The 18,512-nt window shown below is 42.9% G+C and carries 16 protein-coding genes; 13 read left to right on the forward strand and 3 right to left on the reverse strand.

From position 1 onward, the window contains the following. Positions 1-4: 4 nt before the first annotated feature. The 11 genes from ACZ427_RS02570 to ACZ427_RS02620 all read left to right on the forward strand — a co-directional run bounded on the left by ACZ427_RS02570 (position 5) and on the right by ACZ427_RS02620 (position 11,845). Positions 5-1,429, forward strand: a complete 1,425-nt coding sequence (locus ACZ427_RS02570; RefSeq protein WP_461178156.1) for a LutB/LldF family L-lactate oxidation iron-sulfur protein — start codon at positions 5-7, stop codon at positions 1,427-1,429. Continuing rightward, a complete protein-coding gene (locus ACZ427_RS02575; protein WP_461178359.1) occupies positions 1,429-2,130 on the forward strand; it encodes a LutC/YkgG family protein in 702 nt (233 codons plus the stop codon). The genes ACZ427_RS02570 and ACZ427_RS02575 overlap by 1 nt, the downstream gene beginning before the upstream one ends. 586 nt (positions 2,131-2,716) lie before the next feature. After that, on the forward strand, positions 2,717-3,994 hold the full coding sequence (gene codA / locus ACZ427_RS02580; RefSeq protein ID WP_461178157.1) for a cytosine deaminase: 1,278 nt from the start codon (positions 2,717-2,719) through the stop codon (positions 3,992-3,994). A 159-nt stretch (positions 3,995-4,153) separates the two neighbouring features. Beyond that, complete coding sequence (locus ACZ427_RS02585) at positions 4,154-5,263, forward strand: NAD(P)/FAD-dependent oxidoreductase (protein WP_461178158.1); 1,110 nt, start codon at positions 4,154-4,156, stop codon at positions 5,261-5,263. A gap of 368 nt (positions 5,264-5,631) precedes the next feature. Then, the gene (locus ACZ427_RS02590) at positions 5,632-7,089 is read left to right on the forward strand and encodes an MDR family MFS transporter (RefSeq protein WP_461178360.1); all 1,458 of its coding nucleotides are present in this window, start codon (positions 5,632-5,634) and stop codon (positions 7,087-7,089) included. A gap of 415 nt (positions 7,090-7,504) precedes the next feature. Continuing rightward, positions 7,505-8,980, forward strand: coding sequence for an MFS transporter (locus ACZ427_RS02595; RefSeq protein ID WP_461178159.1), 1,476 nt, complete (start codon positions 7,505-7,507; stop codon positions 8,978-8,980). 330 nt (positions 8,981-9,310) lie between these two features. Beyond that, positions 9,311-9,589, forward strand: a complete 279-nt coding sequence (locus tag ACZ427_RS02600) for a hypothetical protein (RefSeq protein ID WP_464883516.1) — start codon at positions 9,311-9,313, stop codon at positions 9,587-9,589. Between the two features lie 77 nt (positions 9,590-9,666). After that, a complete protein-coding gene (locus tag ACZ427_RS02605; RefSeq protein WP_464883517.1) occupies positions 9,667-9,864 on the forward strand; it encodes a hypothetical protein in 198 nt (65 codons plus the stop codon). A gap of 507 nt (positions 9,865-10,371) precedes the next feature. Next, the gene (gene nfsA, locus ACZ427_RS02610; RefSeq protein WP_461178162.1) at positions 10,372-11,118 is read left to right on the forward strand and encodes an oxygen-insensitive NADPH nitroreductase; all 747 of its coding nucleotides are present in this window, start codon (positions 10,372-10,374) and stop codon (positions 11,116-11,118) included. 179 nt (positions 11,119-11,297) lie between these two features. Beyond that, positions 11,298-11,513, forward strand: coding sequence for a WYL domain-containing protein (locus ACZ427_RS02615; RefSeq protein WP_461178163.1), 216 nt, complete (start codon positions 11,298-11,300; stop codon positions 11,511-11,513). 2 nt (positions 11,514-11,515) lie between these two features. Continuing rightward, positions 11,516-11,845: a YolD-like family protein gene (locus ACZ427_RS02620; RefSeq protein ID WP_461178164.1), complete on the forward strand. Its 330-nt coding sequence runs from the start codon at positions 11,516-11,518 to the stop codon at positions 11,843-11,845. Positions 11,846-12,075: 230 nt separating this feature from the next. Here the strand turns inward: ACZ427_RS02620 and ACZ427_RS02625 are convergent, their stop codons facing one another. Next, on the reverse strand, positions 12,076-12,267 hold the full coding sequence (locus tag ACZ427_RS02625) for a helix-turn-helix domain-containing protein (protein ID WP_461178165.1): 192 nt from the start codon (positions 12,265-12,267) through the stop codon (positions 12,076-12,078). Between the two features lie 350 nt (positions 12,268-12,617). Between ACZ427_RS02625 and ACZ427_RS02630 the strand changes: the two genes are divergently transcribed. Further along, positions 12,618-13,892: an MFS transporter gene (locus ACZ427_RS02630; protein ID WP_461178166.1), complete on the forward strand. Its 1,275-nt coding sequence runs from the start codon at positions 12,618-12,620 to the stop codon at positions 13,890-13,892. A 339-nt stretch (positions 13,893-14,231) separates the two neighbouring features. On the opposite strand, the gene ACZ427_RS02635 is transcribed toward ACZ427_RS02630, so the two are convergent. After that, positions 14,232-15,689, reverse strand: a complete 1,458-nt coding sequence (locus ACZ427_RS02635; RefSeq protein ID WP_461178167.1) for a SulP family inorganic anion transporter — start codon at positions 15,687-15,689, stop codon at positions 14,232-14,234. A gap of 464 nt (positions 15,690-16,153) precedes the next feature. Between ACZ427_RS02635 and ACZ427_RS02640 the strand changes: the two genes are divergently transcribed. Next, a complete protein-coding gene (locus ACZ427_RS02640) occupies positions 16,154-17,743 on the forward strand; it encodes a peptide chain release factor 3 (RefSeq protein ID WP_461178168.1) in 1,590 nt (529 codons plus the stop codon). A gap of 292 nt (positions 17,744-18,035) precedes the next feature. On the opposite strand, the gene ACZ427_RS02645 is transcribed toward ACZ427_RS02640, so the two are convergent. Next, the gene (locus ACZ427_RS02645) at positions 18,036-18,449 is read right to left on the reverse strand and encodes a YugN family protein (protein ID WP_461178169.1); all 414 of its coding nucleotides are present in this window, start codon (positions 18,447-18,449) and stop codon (positions 18,036-18,038) included. Positions 18,450-18,512 lie beyond the last annotated feature (63 nt).

The raw sequence follows: 18,512 nt of genomic DNA on the forward strand, positions 1-18,512 counted from the left end.
TACTGTGAGTATTAAGATTGGAGATAAGCCGTTCGACAGCAGAGTTCAGGATGGTGTGGCGAACGAATTTATGCGGGAAGCAGTGTCTTCTGCGCAAGGACGTTTCCGCAGTGGAAAACTCCGTTCCTCAGAGGAGCTGGGGAATTGGGAAGACTGGCGTACACTTGGAGAAGAGATCCGTACACACACCCTGGAAAATATCGACTATTATCTGGAACAGCTTAGTGACAATGTCGCCAAGCGTGGAGGAAATGTCTATTTTGCAGAAACGGCAGAAGATGCCAATGAATATATCAAAAATGTCGTGAAGCAAAAGAATGGCAAGAAGGTTGTAAAGTCCAAGTCGATGGTGACGGAAGAGATCGGCCTGAACGGCGCGCTTGAGGAACTGGGAACAGAGGTGGTCGAAACGGACCTTGGCGAATGGATTCTGCAGATGGATGAGGATCCGCCATCCCATATCGTCACCCCTGCGCTTCATAAAAATAAGGAGCAGATCCGTGAATCTTTTGCCGAGAAAAAAGGCTATGAGAAATCGGATAAGCCGGAGGAACTGGCTTTATTTGCACGAGAGCAACTGCGTAAGGATTTCCTGTCAGCAGATGTAGGTATTACCGGCTGTAACTTTGCAGTCGCAGAATCCGGTGCTGTCACACTGGTAACCAATGAGGGGAATGCACGTCTGGTCACCTCTTTACCAGATACACAGATTTCGGTGATGAGTATGGAGCGACTGGTACCAACATGGGAGGAACTGGAAGTGCTTGTCAGCATGTTGACCCGGTCAGCGGTAGGGCAAAATCTCACGAGCTATATCACTTCCATTACAGGAACACGTCTGGAGGAGGAAATTGACGGTCCAGATGATTATCACCTGGTAATCGTTGATAACGGCCGTTCCAAGATTCTCGGGACGGAATTCCAGTCAGCCCTTCATTGTATCCGCTGTGCAGCTTGCATCAATGCCTGTCCGGTATACCGTCATGTAGGCGGGCATGCATATGGTTCGGTGTATCCGGGCCCGATTGGCGCAGTACTTACCCCATTGCTGGATGGCTATGAGGATCATAAGGAATTGCCGTATGCATCTACGTTATGTGCTGCATGTACCGAAGCCTGCCCGGTGAAAATTCCACTGCATGAACATCTGATCAGGCACCGCCAGATTATTGTGGAGGAAGAGAAGAAATCCCCAGTATCGGAAAAAATGATGATGAAGGGGTTTGCGCAATGGGCGTCTAATCCGGCCGCATACAAGATGAGTGCCAAAATGGCCAGAACTGCACTGAAACCATGGACGAAGGATGAAACAATAGACAATGGACCGGGACCACTGAAGGGATGGACCGATGTACGTGATTTCCCTGCCCCTGCCAAGCAGAGCTTCCGTTCCTGGTACAAAGATAGACAAAAGGAAGGTGAGTCATGATGCCCGTACAAAATCGTGATAAATTCCTCGATAATTTGGCAGAAAATCTTGGACGCCCGCGCCGCCGTGATGGGGTGGCGCGTCCGGAGTGGAGTGTGAATCCCCAGGCCGAAGTATTCAAAGGAGCGAACCAGGAGGAACTAGCCACCATCCTGGAAAAGCAATCGGAAGCGATTTACGCAGATTTTATCCGAACCGACAAGGATGATTTGCCAGGGGTCTTGAAGGATTTAATTTTGGAGGAAGGCCGTTCCGTAATAGCTTCCAATGACCCACGCAATGATGAATATGGGTTAACCGGGTTATATGAGGATTTGGAAAAGGAAATCGATGAGGTCCATGTATGGGATGCTGCAATTGGCAAAGAAAATCAGGTGATCGCCGAACGTGCGGATGTCGGCATCACCTTCAGTGACATCACCCTGGCAGAGTCTGCGACGGTCACCTTGTTCAATAATAAGGACAACGGCCGCACAATCAGCCTCCTGCCGCGGACCTACATCGCGGTTATCCCAAAGAGCACGCTGGTACCGCGTATGACCCAGGCAGCCCAACAGATCCATGAAGCAACCGAGCAAGGAATTGACGTCTCCTCCTGTGTCAGCTTCATCACCGGGCCAAGCAACAGCGCCGATATTGAAATGATCAAAATCGTAGGCGTCCACGGCCCAGTAAAAGCTATTTATGTATTGGTGGAATAGGGGGACGCAGGGACAGGTTCCTTGTCCCAACAGGAGGTTGCGGCTGTGAACGCAGGACCCCGCGGCCTGAACGCAGGACTGCACGTCCCGAACGCAGGACGAATCCACATAAGCGCCGGACCGCATGCCTCGAACGCAGGATGAATCAATATTTTTTCCAGATTCTTAACGATGCTGGTTGATCAAGAAGTAGGGCTCCCGTAGCCTTCGTAGTGGTAGCGTTTAAGTAGCTTGCACCATCGTTATGGATCCTGTCAGTATTCGTTACCTTTAAGGTTCGGCAGGCCATATTGAGCCTCATTTAGGATACAGGTTTGGTCATTCGAGGTTTACTTTAAAGTGAATTTAAAATACTTGAATGGCCGAACTCGTTCTGTTTTCCTCGATTATTCACTTATGTGTTTGCACAAAACTCTTCGCTTTAGATCAATGAATAAATGGGACAATGAACCTGTCCCCGCGTCCCCCTTTTATTTGGTAACTTATCGAACTTATTCTATAATAGTTATATAGGAACTTTGGCAATACTTCCATTGCTGTTCAATTACTGTTAAATTTTTTATAAAAATTCAGGAGTGATGTTTGAATGATTTTACAAAATGCAAAGATTTATGGTCAAGCGGGCAAATGGGATATTGCGTTAAACGGAGAAGAAATACAATCCATTACCCCGGCTGCGAATAATAATAATGGGAATCGTAATGGCAATGCCGTCGATCTAAACGGGAAAATAGTACTTCCACCTTTTGTTGAACCTCATATTCACTTGGATTATGCGCTCACTGCAGGAACACCCAGATGGAATCAATCAGGGAGTGTATTTGAGGGGATCGAGATTTGGTCGGAACGAAAACAAATCGTAGGCGAAACCAAAGAGGATATTAAACAACGGGCTTTAAAGGCGATTAAAATGCAGGTGAAACACGGGATTCAGCATGTGCGTACACATGTTGATGTGAGTGACCCCACACTGAAAGGGTTAGAAGCGTTACTTGAAGTAAAAGAAGAAGTCAAAGCCTGGATCGATTTACAGCTTGTGGCACTTCCCCAAGAAGGGCTCTATACGCATCCAAAAGGGGAGGAACTGCTAGAAAAAGCCTTGGAAATGGGTGCGGATGTCGTTGGCGGGATTCCGCATTACGAATTAACCCGTGAAGATGGCGTACGTTCTGTAATAAAAGCGCTGGAACTGGCAGGGAAATATGATAAATTGGTGGATATTCATTGTGACGAAATTGATGATGAACAATCAAGATATCTGGAAGTGCTTGCAGCCGAAGCCCTTAAATTAGGGATAGGAGACCGTGTCACAGCGAGCCACACAACTGCGATGGCTTCCTATAATGATGCGTATACGTACAAGCTTTTCCAAACACTGAAGAAAGCGGATATTCATTTCGTTGCCCTTCCAAAGGCAAATTTACATTTACAGGGGAGATTTGACAATTACCCGAAACGCCGCGGGTTAACGCGGGTGAAAGAGCTTCTGGAAGCCGGGATTAATGTCAGCTTCGGACTGGACTCGATTATGGATCCATGGTATCCGCTTGGCGATGGTAATTTAATCCATGTGGTAGAAATCGGATTGCACGCTTGTCGTATGACCGACTATGAAAATATCGTTACTGCACTGGAGCTCATTACAACAAACGGGGCAAAGACGTTGGGAATAAAAGAAGGCTATGGTGTAAAAGAAGGAAACAAAGCAAACCTGATCGTCATTGACACCGATTCTGAATATGAAGCCATACGCACACAAGCACCCGTTCTCTACTCCATTCGAAATGGAGAAATCATCGTCGAAACCAAACCAGCAGAAACAACGATTAAAGGGGACACAGGGACAGGTTCCTTGTCCCAGTGAGCTGCGGTTTGTGAAATGACTGAATCCTAATTTCTCGCTTAAGAGAGATTAGGATTTTATGTATGTGCATGTTTACTGTGTTTACCTGCCATTTTCGGTCTGTGAACGTTGAGTAAAATCTGATTTCGAAGTAAAATCCATCTACAGAAAGGTGATACAATGAAAATAGTTATAATTGGGAGCGGAATTGTTGGAGCGAGTGCAGCTTATCATGCAGCTAGAGGGGGTCATGACGTATATCTTGTGGACAATGAAAATAAGGGAGCAGCTACGGATGCTGGTGCAGGAATTATTTGCCCATGGATTACGACAAGGGATGATAATTGGTATAACATCGCCAAACGAGGTGCCCGCTATTATCCTGAGCTGATCGATTTATTGGCGATGGATGGCGAATATGATACGGCATATAAAAAGGTTGGTGCGCTAAGTGTCAGTTCCAATTCCGAAGAGCTGGACAGCATCGAGAAGGATCTGCTTCAGAAGCAAAAAGATGCACCGGAAATGGGAGAGATTTTCCGATTAAATCGGAAGGAGACGCAAGGGAAGTTTCCTCTTTTAAAAGATAATCTGGAATCTAGTTATGTAACTGGTGCTGCGAGAATTGATGGTAAATACTTAAGAGATTCGATGCGAAAAGGTGCCATTAAGCATGGTGTCACAGCGATTGAAGGGGAGGCCTCTTTGATTAGAGAAGGGGAACAAATTACCGGGGTAGCTGTTAAAAATCAAACGATAATGGCAGATAGAATCATTATTGCATCCGGAGCATGGGCTCCATCGTTACTCAAAAGTCTTGGCATGGAAATAGAAATACAACCACAGCGGGGACAAATTGCCCATATTACAATGCCTGATATGGATACATCCAATTGGCCTGTCATACTTCCGCAATCCAGTCATTATATTTTGGCATTTGATGACTCGAAGGTGGTGGCAGGAGCTACCAGGGAAACAGGGGTAGGATTTGATTACCGTTTAACAGCAGGCGGGGTACACGAAGTTCTATCTGAAGCCTTCCAAGTAGCGCCGGGACTCAAACAGGGAACACTAAAGGAAATGCGAATTGGATTTCGACCGGTGGGGCCAGACCCCTATCCATTAATTGGCAAGCTGGAGCCATTTCATCATGTTATTATGGCAAACGGGCTTGGCCCCTCAGGCTTAACCATGGGTCCTTACATTGGAAAACTTGCTGCGTCCATAGCGAATGATGAAGCGGTTGATATTGATTTAACAAGATATAGTCCCATGCGGGCCATCAACTAATACTTTTGCAGGTTGCTTTTGAGCTCTAATCTACTTCGTTTTGTTCAGTTCATGGAGGAAGAATCAATAATTAGCTGGGTGTGTTTATTGTGTTTTGAACCATTTTCTTGGTGGAAAATTAATTTGTAAAATCTACATTTATTTTTTGCAGTTAAGAAAGTGAAAAAGTTTTCTTACTGCATAAATGTGGGCTTATGAGCTTTCGCCTAACCTATAGCGAATGCCAAGTTTTTCTAATCAATGCTATTGCCTGGAAACGTCGCGGCGTCTATAAGTAAATGAAAAAGAAGCGATTCTTTTATTTGCTGTTTAGCCCAAAAAGGCGTATCTTTTCTATTAGACTTTGAAAATGTGTGGGGGACCTATCTATGAATCAAAATAAATATGATAATAAAATTCTAATTGCGGGTCTTTTAATCGCCGGGTCTTTTATCGGCATTTTGAACCAGACACTGATGATTACAGCCATTCCTCCTATTATGGAAGAGATGAATATTTCAGCAAATACGGCACAGTGGCTAACGACTGTGTTCATGCTCGTCAATGGCATCATGATCCCTATTACCGCGTTTTTTATAGAAAAATTTACGACACGTCAGCTTTTTTTGACAGCAATGGCTGTCTTTACGCTTGGCACATTGCTCGGCGGCCTGGCGACGAATTTTCCTTCCCTAATCACTGCAAGGATTATTCAATCGGCAGGTGCCGGGATTATGATGCCACTTATGCAGACGGTTTTTCTTCTCATTTTCCCGGTGGAACGTCGTGGAACGGCTATGGGCTATATCGGTCTTGTCATTTCGTTTGCTCCGGCTATTGGACCGACCATTTCCGGCTGGGTGACGTCAAACTTGGAGTGGCGTTATTTGTTTTGGGGTATCCTGCCTTTGGCACTCATCATGATGGTTGTCGCTTACTATAAAATGAGAAACGTTACAGAGCGCAAGCACCCCAAAGTTGATCCGGCCTCGGTGATCTTATCCACGATTGGCTTTGGGAGTTTACTCTATGGCTTTACAAGTGCCGGCAACAATGGCTGGGCAAGCTCAATCACTTTAATCAGTCTTACGCTCGGTCTTGTTAGCCTTGTGATTTTCACGTTGCGTCAGTTTCGTATGGAACATCCGATGCTTGACTTAAGGGTATTCAAGCAACGAATTTTCACCTTGTCCACTATCATATGCAGTATTGGATTTTTAGGATTGATCGGCCTGGAAACAATCATTCCATTATATCTGCAAAATATGCGCGGGTTTACGGCGATGGAAGCGGGCCTTGTTCTATTCCCCGGTGCTTTGCTCGCCGGATTGATGGCTCCGATTACGGGTCGTATTTTCGACCGAATTGGGGCGAAGGCACTCGCTATTTTCGGATTGATTCTGATGTCGCTCTCAACATTTGCCTTTTTATTCATTGGCACGTCGACATCGCTCGTATTTGTATCCATTATGTTTGCAATCCGTATGTTTGGTTTTTCCATGGTTATGATGCCGGTTAATACCGCCGGTTTGAATACATTGCCGCCTAAGCTGATTCCGCATGGAACGGCCGTCACGAATACAACGCGGCAAGTGGCCGCATCGATAGGGACGGCGTTACTCGTCACAACGATGACAACGACTGCAGACGCCACGCGGTCGAATTCGGCTGTCGCCAACCCGGACATTCTTGGCGCTATCGTCGCCCTTGGGCTGATTGGCCTTTTAACCGCAATCACCCTACTGCTCTCTTTTCAATTGAAGAAAACCTACCCACCTACAGATGCAGAGTGGGACGAAGCTTACGAGAGGGACAAGGGGACAGGTTCCTTGTCCCAGCAGAGTTGAGGGGGACGAGGGGACAGGTCCCTTGTCCCAGCTAAAGTTTATGGTTCAAATGAATTTGGAGGTCTTGATTGGTCGAATTCATTTTTTGATAGATTCTGTGTCCGTCCCATTTTACCGGTTTCCCTTGCGCGCGTTTGCATAAAAAAAGAAGAACTCTCTCTTCGTTTTAGATTAACGGATGAAAGGGACGATGGACCTGTCCCTGCGTCCCCCTCTTTTTTCGGAAAATTTTAAAATATAGATTGCAATTTAAAGCGCTTTCAAATACAATGTTGAGTATAGATAATTTGTTTGACAAACAAAATAACTATACTAGCTCGGAGGGAGGGCTTGCAAGCATTGAATTTTTCATTAAATGCTTTTAGAATATTGAAAATGAAAGCGCTTTATAATAAATTCTAAGGGGGAGACCATTATGGCAACGACAGCAATGGAAAATGGTAACCAGTATCATTCATCGAAACTTTGGCAAATTGGACTATTTACATTAAATAACACGGCAACAAATCTTTATTTGTTTATCTTAGGTTTTGTAACATACTACGCAACCGGAGTAGCAGGACTGTTAGTAGTGGGAGTAAGTGTGATTTTAACCGGATCGAGAATATTTGATTCGATTACAGATCCTATTGTAGGCTTTATTCTTGATAAAACAGAATCACGTTTTGGAAAGTTTAGGCCATTCATGATAATAGGGAATATCACGCTGGCTAGTAGCGTATTACTGATGTACAATGTAACGCATTTATTGCCTGAATCGTTACGGTTGATTTTCTTTATTGCCAGTTACATCTTGTATATTATTGGTTATACGCTTCAAACTTCTACTACAAAAGCTGCACAAACTGTCTTAACAAATGATCCAAAGCAAAGACCACTTTTTGCTGCATTTGATGGTGCTTTTAATGCCTTATTGTTTACAGGTGGCCAAATTTACGTAGCCTCCTACCTGGTTGTGAAACACGGTGACTTTACGATGGGGTTATTTGTTGAATTAAATACGATTGCGATTGTTCTTTCCGGTATATTTACAATTTTAGCAGTGATTGCTATATCAAATAAAGATAGAAAAGAGTACTTTGGTTTGGCGGAGAACACGGTACAAACCAAATTTCGTGATTACTGGCCTATTTTAAAAAGGAATCGATCGTTTCTGATGTTAATTATTTCCGTTTCCTCAGACAAGTTAGCTTTTGGATTGCTTCGATATCAAGTAGTGATGGTCATGTTATTTGGCATTGTGATGGGAGACTTTGGGTTAAGTGGCACAATGTCAGCAATTATTCTTATACCCAATGTTTTAATAACAATCATTGTCGTTGGAAAATCAAGAAAGACAGGCATGAAAAATGGGTTAGTAAAATCAACGTGGGTGTCATTGTTAGCTTTAATTGCCCTGGTTGCACTATTCTTAGTCATTGACCCGACAACTATTTCCTTTGAGAGCTTTGGCATTGCTACGCTATTATTTATCATTTTATATGCTTTAGTAATGGGTTTTGGCGGTGTCCCGTCTGCACTAATTAACCCTATGATTGCAGATGTTTCTGACTATGAAACATATAAAACAGGCCGTTATATACCTGGGATGATGGGAACGCTCTTCTCCTTTGTTGATAAATTAATTACATCATTACCTCCTTTAATCGTCGGTGCTGCTGTATCTATCATTGGATTTACGGATGAATTTCCGACAGTGAATGATTCGGTAACAACACCTTTATTTTTCGTTACAATGCTATTAGCATTTGGAACTCCAACTATTGGGCATATTATTACACTAATAGCAATGAAATTCTATTCGTTAGACTATAAGAAAATGGAAGAAGTTCAAGCTGGTATAGCAGAAATGAAGGAAAAAGAACAAATTGATAGTGAATCAGTTAATTAAATAGGGAGCAAGGGGACGAGGGGACAGGTCCCTTGTCCCAGTTAGAGTTTATGGTTCAAATGAATTTTGGAGTCTTGATTGGTCGAACTCATTTCTTGATAGATTCTGTTTCCGTCCCATTTTACAGGCTTTCCTTGCGCGTTTGCATAAAATGAAGAATTCTCTCTTCGTTTTAGATTAACGGATGAAAGGGACGATGGACCTGTCCCTGCGTCCCCCTCTATGCCACATTCTTTGGGGAAAATTTTTAGTTTGGCATAAGGATGGGTTCTAGAAATAATTAATTCAGGTGGTATAATGGTGTTAGTAAATAACAAGGCGGTGTTTAAAATGAGTGTTAACCGTGAAGAACTAAAACGGCTAATTGACTTTATTCACGAAGAAGATACGGTTGAGGTATATGACTTTATTGGTTATTTAAATATGAAACGGGAAAGAGAAGCCATTGATCAAATGGATTTAGACCTTTTTTCTAAGGATAAGGAGCTAATCCGTCAAGTACAGAAAAGTCAGGAAGATCGCGCAAATGGACGTATTTACGATCAAGAGCAAGGATTAAAGTATCTCCAGAACAAAATCAAGGAGTTTGAAAGTGAACAAAACTTATAATGTCTATTGATCACAAACTGCCCTTGATGAATTGAGTAATATACTTGCTTATCCTCCAGAAGTTAAGGAACGGATATTTGGATGCTTATAAGCGATTATCATATATGCCCACTTTGATTGCAAAACAAGTGCCCAATGGAACTTTAAAAGGCTATTGGGTAAGACTTGGTTTATATCAAGTAATTTTAGTATTTGAAGTTAATGAAAAAGAATCTATTGTTAGCATTGATGGTATTAAACATAAGAGAGAAAATGTTTATTGGAAGAGAAAGTAATAAGGTCGGTAGAAATTGAACCTCCATTAAAATGGGGGTTTTTTTACGAGGGAGGTTAGAAAAAATCTGAGGAACAATTCTTGATGCAGCTTTTTCGTATTGTTAAATATTACGTAATCGACGCGAGAATTGAACAATTATGAACTGTTCAGCAGCCCATTGTTCTTGGTCTGTAATCAGTAATAGGGATAAGGATAAGGGGTGTATTTATTTATTAGGAAAGCTACCCAGTTTTTTCCTGAGACAGCTATTGTTCTTAACAAGCAAGCGCCTTTAATCAAAAGTGTTCATTTTTGAGCGCAGGACCTTATACTCCGACTGCAGGACTACCAATCATAAGCGCAGGACCACTCATCCTAATCATACGAATTTATTATTGATTTAACAAATTGAAAGACCGTATCATTGAGCAATCATACAAATGATGCTAACATATTAAATTATCATGGCCACTATTTGATGGAAGAACCGAATATTATTATGGACAAAATAAAGGAGTGATCAATAATGAACAACACAATCGAAACGATTCTCAATCATCGTTCAATACGCAAATTTAAACCAGAAAAATTAACAACGGAACAAATACATACAATCGTAAAGTCTGCACAACAAGCTTCAACCTCCAGCCATGTTATGGCATACACCATTATTGGTATCACAGATGAGAAGTTAAAGGCAGATTTATCAGCTGTATCAGGACAACCTTATGTGAAAGATAATGGTCACCTTTTTGTGTTTTGTGGCGACCTGAACCGTATTTACCAACAAGCCTCTAAGGAAGAGCAATCTCAAATGCAGGAAAGTATGGAAAGCACCGAACAATTTATCGTAACAACCATTGATGCAGCGCTAGCGGCACAAAATGCATCCATAGCAGCAGAGTCTATGGGATTAGGGATTTGTTTTTTAGGTAGTCTGCGAAATGACATCACACGTGTAAGCAACCTATTGAGACTTCCGGAACACGTCATTCCTTTGTTCGGACTGGCGGTTGGCTATCCGGATCAGCAGCCTGAAATCAAACCACGGCTTCCCCTTGACGTTGTTTATCATGAGAATGAATATGCCGATGATGATAAGCAACATGAATTAATAAGCGATTTTGATAATCAGCTTACCTCCTATTACCAAAATCGCTCAAGCAACAAACGAAAAGCTACATGGACGCAACAAATGATCCAAAAGTACAAGAATCCTATACGAATGGATGTTACACCATTTATGAAGGATAAAAAATTTAATAAACGGTAATAGAGCAGCACATCGCGGGTGATGTGCTGCTTTTTAAATTATAACGAATGCCAAGTTTTCTAAGTTTAAAGGAGTCTTTAAAGGCAGGTTGTTAAATATTAACATTGTATATTTATTTTCTTTTATGGTATTATAAGAACATAAGTTCCCATTTAAAATTCATACGGGAGGAAATGGATATGGAAGACTTGCTTCGTCGTGCTGTAGATAAGAAACAGAAGCTGGAAATGATTTATATCGCGAGTGATAATCAAATTTCACAACGAGTTATCCGGGTGCTGCAGGTAACGGATGAATCAATCCTGGCATATTGTTTCACCAAGAAGGAAGTACGGACGTTCAAACGAAATAATATCCTTTCGGCTGAGCTGTTAAAAGGAAAGGTGGGCGCATAATAATGAGTGAAATTAACGATCGAGGCACCATTAAATGGACTTCATTAATGATGCCGGAGCATATTCAGTTATTAAATCAAATGTGGAAAGAGAAGGAATATAAAGAGAAGCCTATTCTGGATGAGCAAAAGATACAGGATATTGAAACACAACTGCAGATGGCTATTCATAATAACCTGACCGTTAAAGTCGAATATTATGCAAACCATGACATTCATACAATTGCTGGTAAACTGCTGAAGATTGATTCGATGAACAAAAGCATCCAGTTAAATGATAATAGCCGAACAATAATTCCCCTGAATAGTGTCCTGGATGCATACATTGACTGAGGGGCCTGTCCTCCAGCGGGTTCATGATTCAATTGAATCGGGGATTCTTGATTGGTCGAACTCATTTCTCGATAGATTCTGTTCCCCGTTTTTCAGCCTTGACGTTAGCGTTTGCATAAAAAGAAGTACTCGTTTCGTTTAGATCAATAAAAGAATGGGACAATGAACCTGTCCCTGTGTCCCCCGTATACCAAGAATAAATGGGACGAGGAACCTGTCCCTGCGTCCCATTATATCCGTTCTCCTTTTTTTAATCGCTCAATTAATTCGTTTAAATCGTCTCTTTTTACTCGCCAATGTCGCCCAATTTTAAAAGCAGGAACCTTTCCCTCTTGCACCAATTTATATGTTGTCATTTCACTTAATTGTAAATACTCAGCAACTTGTGAAACAGTCATAATCTCTTTAGTCTCATTTGTCATTAAAGACGCCTCCAAATTGTTCGCTTTCTACTATCATACCATAAATACATATTTGTTTAAAAAGCAAACATCTATTTACAGCTAATTATAAACCTTGATATTGCACGTATATTACTACTCCGGTATGTACTTGAAAACATAGGTATAAATATGGCTCATGTAGTTCCTGATTTGATAGAATGAGCTACAACGTTTATTCTTCCATGGATATTATTATATTGGATGATTCGATTCATTAAACATTTTTAGTAAAATAAAGCAGCAAGCGCAGGAAACGTGTGCGTCGGAGATCAAATTATTCTATACTTTATAGTAATCCATCATTTTACATATAAAGAGGTGCAAAACATATGACTTCCGGGAAAACAGGACAGAAATTCTATTATGGCTGGGTGATTGTATTCATTGCCGGGATGGGGGTGTTTTTCTCCGGTCCGGGTCAGACGTATTCCAACTCGATTTTCATCGATGAATATATTCGGGAGTTTGGCTGGTCGCGTTCGCAGGTCTCCGGCATCTATTCAGGAGCGACGCTCTGTGCGGGGCTATTGATGCTGTTTGTTGGCAGGTTCATCGACCGGTTCGGGCAAAGGTTTATGATGGTGCTGATTGGTTCGCTGCTGGCAATCGCCTGTTTGTATAACAGCATGGTCACCAATGTCTTCATGTTGGCAATCGGATTTTTCCTGATCCGCCTGCTTGGACAAGGCAGCATGTCGTTGATCCCGAATACACTTGTTTCCCAGTGGTTCATCAAAAAAAGGGGACGGGCATTCAGCTTCATGACCTTGGGAAGCTTTGCCAGTGCGTCGATGTTCCCGGTTATCAATGCATGGCTGATTCAGACCTGGGACTGGCAATTTGCCTGGAGATTTTGGGGGATCGCATTGCTCGTACTGTTCGTCCCGCTTGCCCTTTTTGGGGTACGCAACAAGCCAGAGGAAATGGGGTTGACACCGGATGGGGATTTGGAGAATACGGCAAAAGATAAGGGGCCATCCATGTCTGCGCCACTCCCTCAAGCGGAAGTGGATTTCACACTGCAGGAAGCAACCAGGACGCGTGCTTTTTGGTTAATCCTCATCTGCGTTGGAATTCCATCGATGGTCAACACGGGGATTACATTCCATATTGTCTCTATCTTTTCCACGAATGAACTTTCCGCTGGTGCGGCGGCAATGGTATTAAGTTTGATGGTGCTTGTGGGGATTCCGATGTCCTTTGTTTCCGGATTCATTACAGAAAGAATACGCACAAACTACTTGCTCGTGTTCATTTTCATCATCGAAGTGATCCTGTTGCTTCTGCTGGTGGTCATGGATTCCTTCTGGATGGCGATTCTCTTTGGGATTGTCTGGGGTATGGGGAATGGTTTTGAACGGATTGGCACCAACGTCATCTGGCCGGATTACTTTGGGAGAAAACATATTGGCAGCATCAATGGTGTCGGCATGACGATCGTCGTTATCGGTTCCTCATTGGGACCACTGCCATTTGGGATTGGCTATGATCTATTCCACAGCTATAATCAGGTGCTTTTGCTTTCCCTTGTGTTCCCGGTAATCGGGATCATCAGTGCATTGCTTGCTAAAAAACCGCAAAAAGAGAGCGGGCAGGCAGGGTGAAAAAAGTGCATGACAAATGGGGCCGGAAATCCATCCGGGCCCTATTTGCCGTACGCTGACGAAAGAGGGAAACTGTTCGAACGCTAGCTCCGTAAATAAAGCTACGATACTGCTGGTGACAGGGCAGGGGAGATGTTGGTCCTCTTCATCTGCCCTGCGAATAACCTGTTCTCCCTTATCTGCTAGCACTTTTTCATCTCTTTTGTTCATATATCTAGTATGGTTAAGGTATACTTAATTACAATAGATTATATTCAATTAGAAAATGGCTACCACCTCTGCTGGGTGGTAGCCATTTTAAAATTTGGTGAAAAGCCAAGTTTCTAATAATCTATAATTCTAGTGCCCGGATGCGGAAATCCCGCCGATTTTGCTTTTCAGCTGTTTGCTTTCCGCGTTCAGGCCTGTATAGGAAACGTTAATACCATTTTGTTCAAATTTCATCTCGATCTTATCAAGTGCACCGACTGCTGAATCATCCCAGAGGTGGGCATTTGTCAGGTCAATTTCTACTTTCTTGATGGTATCGGCAAAATTGAACTGTGCCGGGAAGTCATTGACGGAAGCAAAGAAAAGCTGTCCATCCACATGATAGATTTTCTTCTGTTCTGTCCAAATGAGTTCTTCGGTCACTTTCACTTTAGAAATCTTGGCCGCGAAGAAGATTGCGCTCAAGAGCACACCTGCCAGGACACCAATGGATAGGTTATGGGTAACCAGAACAATGACGACGGTGGTCACCATTACGGATGCATCTGTTTTAGGTAGTTTTCCAAGGTTCTTCACGGAAGACCAATCAAAGGTACTGATGGATACCATAATCATGACACCAGCCAGGGCTGCCATTGGAATCTGTACAACCAATCCACCAAGAACAATAATCAAAAACATCAGGAAGACACCTGCGACCAGCGCAGATAAACGTCCATTACCTCCGGATTTAACGTTGATAACGGATTGTCCGATCATGGCACAACCAGCCATACCACCAAAGAATCCTGATACAATGTTCGCGATCCCCTGTCCGCGACTCTCTTTATTCTTATTACTCTCTGTATCTGTCATATCATCGACAATGTTAGCTGTCAGCAGGGATTCAAGCAGGCCGACAATAGCAAGGGACAAAGAGTAAGGGAAAATGATCATCAGTGTTTCAAATGTAAATGGAATAGATGGAATCAGGAATACAGGAAGTTGCTGGGTCAATGCTCCCATGTCACCAACTGTACCTACTCCCAAGTTTCCGAAAATAGCAATCGTCGTAACAACCACAATCGCCACCAGTGTGGATGGTATGGACTTGTTAATTTTCGGAAACAGGTAGATAATAGCCAGAGTCAATGCCACCAATGCGTACATGACCCAGGTTTCGCCAACAAAGTGCTGCAGCTGGGAAGTGAAAATCATAATCGCCAAAGCATTCACGAAACCGACCATCACGGAGCGCGGCACGAATTTCATGACCTTTGCCATTTTAAAAATACCAAATAGAATTTGTATGATACCTGTAAGAATAGTTGCTGCAAGTAAATACTGTAAGCCATGGTCAGCAATCAGGTCGACCATCAGCAGGGCCATTGCTCCGGTTGCGGCAGATATCATTCCCGGCCTTCCTCCGACAAATGCGATGACGACCGCAATACAGAAGGACGCATACAATCCAACCATCGGATCAACATCAGCAATGATCGAAAACGCGATGGCTTCCGGTATCAGCGCCAATGCCACAACGATTCCTGCCAATACATCTCCCCGGACATTGCCGAGCCATTGCCTCTTTAATGTTTGTACATTCACTACGAACACCTCTCTTAAATATTTTTATATCCACTCTTGCGCGTCGCAAAAGTATTTTTCATTTTACAATACACGAATAATACCATAGGATTCTTTGGGTGCAAAACGTCAAGAAAACGCGATCATTTTCTATATACTTTAAAATACATCCAATTACTAATTTTTGCATGGTGAATTAACAAAATGTATATTTTGTAATAATTGATTATAAATGAATATAATTGAGTTAAAACTAATGATGGTCATATTAAAAAATGGGAGATTTATGGTATCATGAAATATGTTAGGAACTAGTATCTTCGACTTAGTGAAATGACCACCTGTAAACTGGTGCAACAAGCGAAAACCCAACCCCATTGAATCCGGTCATCAACCAATGCGAAGCTATCTCCAGCCTAAATACAAATTACACTTTAAGCGAATACTTAGTATATACTCGCTAGATAATAGAAGGGATTTTTAATATGAATTTAAAGGAAGAAGTCAGCCAGCGGAAAACGTTCGCCATCATTTCTCACCCGGATGCTGGGAAAACTACGCTGACGGAACGAATTCTGCTGTTCGGCAATCTGATCAGTTCAGCAGGTACGGTAAAAGGGAAGAAATCTGGCAAATTCGCCACGTCCGACTGGATGGAAATCGAGAAGCAGCGTGGGATCTCCGTCACGTCTAGTGTGATGAACTTTCGCTATGACGGCTACCGTGTAAATATTCTCGACACCCCCGGCCACGAAGACTTCAGTGAGGACACGTACCGTACACTGACTGCCGTGGACAGCGTCGTAATGATTATTGATGCAACAAAAGGGATTGAGGCACAGACACTTAAACTATTTAAGGTGTGTCGTATGCGGGGTATCCCTATCTTTACCTTTATCAATAAGCTTGACAGGGAGGGAAGAGAGCCTCTGGAACTATTGGAGGAAATTGAAGAAGTGCTCGATATTGGCACTTATCCGATGAACTGGCCGGTAGGGATGGGCAAACGTTTCCTCGGGATTTTCGACAGGGAGAATCAGCAATTCATTCAATATAATGGAAATGAAGAGGAAACCTATATTCCATACAGTGAATTGGATAAGCCGGAGTACGAGGAACTGGTATCCAATGCAACATATCAGGCTGCTGCCGATGAGTTTTCCCTTGTGGAAGAAGCAGGGGATGATTTTTCATTGGATTCTGTGCTGTCCGGTGAGCAGACACCGGTATTCTTCGGAAGCGCCCTGGCACCGTTCGGGGTGGATACGTTCTTTGATTCGTTCATCTCGATGGCACCAGCTCCTGCTCCGAGGAGATCAACGGAAGGGCTCGTGTCCCCAGAAAATCCGGATTTTTCCGGGTTTGTCTTTAAAATCCAGGCAAACATGAACCCAGCCCACCGAGACCGTGTGGCCTTTCTACGTGTCTGTTCCGGGAAATTCGAGCGAGGAATGAGTGTGACTTTATCACGGACCGGTAAGCAGCTGAAGCTCGCCCAGTCCCAGCAGTTTGTCGCCTCCTCCCGCGATACCGTGGAGGAAGCCTATGCCGGTGATATTATCGGCATCTATGACCCGAATATGTATCATATTGGTGATACGATCAGCGATGGAAAAACCGGATTCAATTACAATGAACTGCCGCAATTCCCGCCAGACCAGTTCAAACGGGTGACTGCCCAAAATGTGATGAAATCGAAACAGTTTAAAAAAGGAATCGAACAGCTTGTCCAGGAAGGAGCCATCCAACTCTTCCATGGAAGCCACGGAGGCTCTTATATACTGGGAGCCGTTGGGGAATTGCAGTATGAGGTATTCCAGTACCGGATGAAAAATGAGTATAACGTCGACGTGCTTCTGGAGACGATCGGCGACAGAATACCGCGCTGGATTAAAGAGGAACAAGTTGACGATTCCCTTTTCGATGAGCGGAATATGCTTGTCCGGGACCGGGAAAGCAATCCTGTTATCCTATTTAGGAATGAATTCTCTCTCAATTGGTTCCATGAAAAGCATCCCGATATCGAACTGATTGATCTGTTTGAAGTGAATACCTATAATCAGGCACAGGAATAGATCACTGGACAGATTTGAATAAATGTAGGGTCTATTTCATTTATGGATCCAGATGAAAAAAACTAAGTAAATCAGAAGCTGCCTTCCAAATAATGGAGGCAGCTTCTTTATTAGAAATAGGTTATGAGAGAAGATACTGAATTCAATCGATGTCCATATAGGATATACAGCTTTATACAGCTAACCCAATCGTTCTCTCCAAATCTTCAAATGGACATTAGCAATTTCAATCTTTTCATCCCACTTTATAAGGGAACAAATTTAGGAAGCGAGAGAAAAGCCACCGCTTCACTTAAATATAATCCATGATATATTCGATAGCCTGTTTCCCGGTTTTTTCCCATTCATTTTTGTCTTCGATGTATCCATCTCTATCAAGAGGTTCCTGAAACTGACTCAGTCCGCCTGTTGCAGTTAGAAGCAATGAATCAGCATCCCTGTCTAAACCAACATGCACGACATGTTTAATTACATAGGGTGTTCCAAACTCTATATAGGTGTCATCATTATCCAGTTCCCCTTCGAGTACATGAAAAGGAATTCTTATGTAAATTGTCTCGCCTCCATCCCTCCATAACAATCCGTCGAAAAATGCTCTGTCATACTCCCAGTTTCCGCACAACGTGTAACCCATCGGCTTTAATAATTTACGCATTTGCCCGAAGTACGTTTTTTGTCCTTCAATAGCTGTTTGTAATTCTATCACTGCTGCTCACTCCTGTTCAAAAAGGCTTAGTGATTAGTATCGACAAGGAAGATGTGGAACATA

The organism is Virgibacillus ainsalahensis (genome assembly GCF_055380755.1).